Raw genomic sequence first — 4,384 nt, forward strand, 5'->3', positions numbered from 1 at the left:
ATTAATAATCGTCGTCGTCCTCGTCATCATCATCGTAGTCGTCATCGTCATCTTCGTCCCATTCATCCCAGCCGTCTTCCTTCAGCACAAGCTTGCCCTGCGCCTTGCTGGCATCCAGGTCCGTCATCGGCGCATCTTCATGCACCAGGTTCTGATGGCAGTCTATACACGTCGCCCCATGCGTCTCCATACGCTTGTGCGCCGCTTGTGCATCGTCTCCAGGCGGATCAGGGTCCCGGTGGCAATCACGACACGTCACGCTGTCCCATTTCTTCAGGTTCATCCGTGCATCATGCGCCATGATCAATCGCCGCTCGTTAAACTTCTCCAGCGTCGAGTAATCATTCACCATCTCCAGCCATAATTCCCGCGCTCCATCCACTACATGCGTATATACCGCCAGATGGAAATTCCTGAAGCCCTGCGGTATATGACAATCCTTACACCCAGGATTCGCTCCAAGCGCTCCATAGTGCGTCGATTCTCTCAGTTCTTCTTGCGGATAGGTCATCGAGTGACAACTCGTACAGAACTCGTCTGTCGATAACGCCGCCTCTCCTCCAAATACAACGCCCACCAGGACTATGCCCAGCAGCGCACCTGTCAGCAGAGTACCTATCGCGCCTTTTTGTAATGCTGTCATTCAGGTCTCCTGTTAATCGTCGTCGTCTTCATCATCGTCGTCTTCGTCGCCTTCTTCACCTTCTTGAGCATTGGCCTGGAATTCGTCGTGATATTTGAATTTCGGTTCGCCTACAAACGCGCCATCCATTTTATAATGCGCGTGCATCGCCTTGTCGTCTTTTACCATCTTGTCAAAGTCAAAACGGTATTTCTCGTCTATCTCCGGGGTGAACGGTACATACGGCTCTTTCACGCCTTCCCAGCCCGAGCCTTCATAGTTCAGATGGCATGCCGCGCAGGCTTCTTCAAAATGAAAGTCCTGGCCTCTGTCCGCCAACCGTTTGCGCGGCATGGTCTTGCCGGATTTCTCAAACAGCTGTCCGCCCTTGCGATGGTCACGACGATAATTCTTTCCAGGTCCATGGCACGATTCGCAGCCAACCGCCGCAAGCATTTTCTTCGGCCGTTCCACAGTGTAACCGCCTTTCTGCTCCCATCCATCTACGTGACAGCCCACGCAGTCTTTGTCTTTGGTGTAGTCCTTGTCCGGATCAAGGCCCGCTTTTTCCTTCGCTTCCGCACGCTCTCCCGGCTTCAACGATTCCATCGCCTTCGCATGCGCCGTCTCTTTCCATGACTTCGCCTGTGACTTGTGACATGAGCTGCACTTCTTGCGCCCCTCAAAGTCCGCTGCGGCTGTGCCTGAGAAAAATGCAAACATCGCAACGAGTGCCAGTATATAGGTTATTGGGTGTTTCATCCTTCCTCCTCGTACTTTTTTTATTTCGTGTGTTTAAGCCGCGTATTGTACGCGATCACCCGTTTGTGTAAATGGTTATATCTGTGCTCTACGCTTTTTTTGTTCTTGTCTGTTTGTTTTGCGCTACTGTTAGCCAGCCACCTTTCCTTCAGGCTGTCTATTGCCGTCACTCACGGTATTTTATATAACCAGTATCCCCCTTTCTGATAGAGTAGCTGCAGCGCTTCCAGTTCCATTGGCGCGTCTTTGTCGGTAAACGGCAGCATGCCGGCCAACAGAGTATTGCTGCTTCGCTCGTCGCTCAGAAAGTAGACTCTGATTTCCGTATCGGTGATCGATTGCAGGGTGTAGGTATCAAAGTCGTGTTCCTTGAGTTGCACTTTCATGTGGTTGATCATGCCATGAATGTTGCCAGTCAGCGGAAAGTTCTGGTAGGCAACGCCGATTCTCTCAGGATACATGAGCCCCAGTTTGTACAGGTCGGTTACATGAACTATGATGTACGCCGTCCGTTCTTCTCCAATCAGCTCGCGCAGTTGTGCTACGCCGGCTGCAGGCTCTTCTGTCAATGCCAGGCTGAAACGTTCGAATTGTTCCAGTTCCTGCCGCTCAGGTTTGCTTTGCCAGAATGTCTGTTCGTAGGCATCGATGGCTTCCATCTGTGCCTGCCAGTGCTGCGGTATGATTAACGGTTCGTTCAGATGGCTGGTAAACAGGGTGTCATGCCCCGTCAGCAGGTTGATCTGCCGGGAGAGGTCCCACCAGGCCAGAATGAGCGCGTCTTTCTCAGCATACTGGTTGATCGCCGCAGCCAGTGCGCTCAGCTCCGAGGTTTTCCAGTCCAGCGCGTGCAGTACTTCTCTGCTGCTGTTCTGCCATTTGATCAGTACCGGTGGCGCTTCGTCACGTTGCGCTACGGTTGCCTGGGCTATGGGCTTCTCCGCTTCCGATGCGATTACGTCATAGCGGCTGATCGTCAATTCCGGCCACGCACCAAGTTCCAGCTCCGGATAGTCTTGCGGGTTGCCTGTGGATATTTGCTGGTATTGATATGGCGATTCTGACGGCTCAAACCACAGATACGCAAACCAGCCCAGAAAAATCAGACCTCCCGTCACCAGCAGTATCCCCAGTGACGGGAGTATTTTGTTACCCGGTCGCTTCACTTCTGTGTCACGACCGGTTGTCTCTGCGGGTATCAAGCTTCGGTTTGCTTACGTTTACGCCATCCCGCCAGGGCTATCGTGCCCGCCAGCAGCATGCCGCCTCCCAAACCACCCAGCGATATCTTCTCCGCTGTGCCGTCCAGGTCCAATAAGCTCGTACGCTTGGTCTCCAGTTTCGCTACGCGTTCTTTCAACGCGATCATTTCGCGAATCCGGGTGTTTTCGTCCTGTACTTCAACGTATGCACGATTCATCGGGCCCCACCCTTCCGTGTAGGTCCAGCCGCCAGGATTGACGTGCGCCAGTCCAACGTGCATCTTCGCCAGGTCGTTTTCTCCCATCTCCAGAACCTTGAGTTCCATCGATGCCGGATTGTTGTCCTGTGACCAGAACAGCTGCGTGAAGATCATGAATCCCGGCTTCTCAGGCTCTGGCGGATTCGGACGGTTGGTCTTCTGGCCCGCCAGCAGACCTTCGCTGTACAGCTTATCTACAACTTCATGTGCATCCTGGTATTTCGCCAGTCCCTGCAGTGTGCCTTTGTCCATCAGGTCAAGGTATGAACGTGCAAAGCGCTCCGAGTGACATTGCGTGCAGGTAACAACCCATGCGTCAAGCCTCTCTTCCGACCATTCGCTGTTGATGTTCTCCGCTATCCCGGGTACGAACGGGTAGTTCGCCCAGCGGATCTTCCTCACCATGTTGTGACTGTATTCGCCTTCATATTCCATGTGACAACCCGCGCAGGTCGGCGCCGTCTGTCCGCCTTTGCTGTACGCGTCTTTCAGTTGTACGTCCCAGTTCCAGTTGTTGCCCATCATCGCTACTATCTTGCCATGCTTGGACATCGAATAGGCTTCCCAGTTGTTGTGGTCAACCCCACTGTGACAGGTCGCACACGCTTCCGGTTTGCGTGATTCCGCAACCGAGAATTCATGACGGGTATGGCATGTGTCGCATTTGTTCTGGTTCATGTGGCACATGGTGCAGCCTTCCGCCACTTCCCGTTGCGGCATCGCCGCCCACACCGTCGTCTCTACGTTCGCCTTGTAGTCCAGTGCATGCGACGGGCGTCCGTCCGGCCATTGTCCGTGCGGCCATATCAGTGTGTCGCGCTCTGATTCCCGCTCGGCAAATTCCTGCAAGTGACACTTGCCGCATACGTCCGCCGTCGGCATGATCAGGTCCTTGCTGTGATCTATCTTGCCTTCCTGCTTGATGTTAACGTGACAGTCAATACAGCTCACTTCCTTCAGCTGTTCGCCTTCCTTCAGGTATCCCAGTGAACGCAGGTTCTTCTCAACGTCTTCAAGTTTGCCTTTCTTGTAGTATGTCGGATCCTCTGGCTTCAACGCACGTACCTTGTCCAGATTGGCATGTGCGCTCTTCTTCCACGCATTTACCCATACCGGCGATTCGTCCGAGTGACATTCAACGCATTCCTTCCGGTCCGCTTTGTCTCGCATCGAGACCGGCGGCTCGTAAAATGTCGCCGGGTCCATGTAGGTACTCAGTGGAATCGGCTCCCAGTAATCTCCCATCGTGCCCTTGCCAAAACCTTGCTCAGGGTCCTTGTATCGCTTCACCAGCGCCTCATGCAACTGCTTCGGCGTCGCTCCACGGTCAAGCCCCAATGCTTCATACGTCTCGTCCGGTACGCTCGGTATCGCATGTACCGCTCCAGACAGTGCTATCGCACTTACAAACATGACCACCTTCAGCCATAGCTTGGAAATCATTGCTCTCTCCTTTGTAGTTCTGTTCATTTCCAGTTAGTTCTAGTTCTTCTCTTTATGCCCGGCAATCCGCTGCCAATCCTTCCGTATAACAGCCT

4 protein-coding genes are annotated in these 4,384 nt (G+C 53.5%); all 4 read right to left on the minus strand.

Annotated features, from left to right (window positions below; all coding sequences use genetic code 11):
* Position 1: 1 nt before the first annotated feature.
* Positions 2-643, minus strand: coding sequence for a NapC/NirT family cytochrome c (locus tag BMY62_RS15530; RefSeq protein WP_090662105.1), 642 nt, complete (start codon positions 641-643; stop codon positions 2-4).
* A 12-nt stretch (positions 644-655) separates the two neighbouring features.
* Positions 656-1,384 carry a cytochrome c-550 CycA gene (cycA, locus tag BMY62_RS15535; RefSeq protein ID WP_090662108.1) on the minus strand — a complete coding sequence of 243 codons (729 nt, stop codon included), beginning with the start codon at positions 1,382-1,384 and terminating at the stop codon, positions 656-658.
* Between the two features lie 170 nt (positions 1,385-1,554).
* The gene (haoB, locus tag BMY62_RS15540) at positions 1,555-2,586 is read right to left on the minus strand and encodes a hydroxylamine oxidation protein HaoB (protein ID WP_090662111.1); all 1,032 of its coding nucleotides are present in this window, start codon (positions 2,584-2,586) and stop codon (positions 1,555-1,557) included.
* Positions 2,583-4,289 carry a multiheme c-type cytochrome gene (locus BMY62_RS15545; RefSeq protein ID WP_090662114.1) on the minus strand — a complete coding sequence of 569 codons (1,707 nt, stop codon included), beginning with the start codon at positions 4,287-4,289 and terminating at the stop codon, positions 2,583-2,585. The genes haoB and BMY62_RS15545 overlap by 4 nt, the downstream gene beginning before the upstream one ends.
* Between the last annotated feature and the right edge of the window lie 95 nt (positions 4,290-4,384).

It is taken from the genome of Nitrosomonas marina, from assembly GCF_900111605.1.
Classification (GTDB): domain Bacteria; phylum Pseudomonadota; class Gammaproteobacteria; order Burkholderiales; family Nitrosomonadaceae; genus Nitrosomonas; species Nitrosomonas marina_A.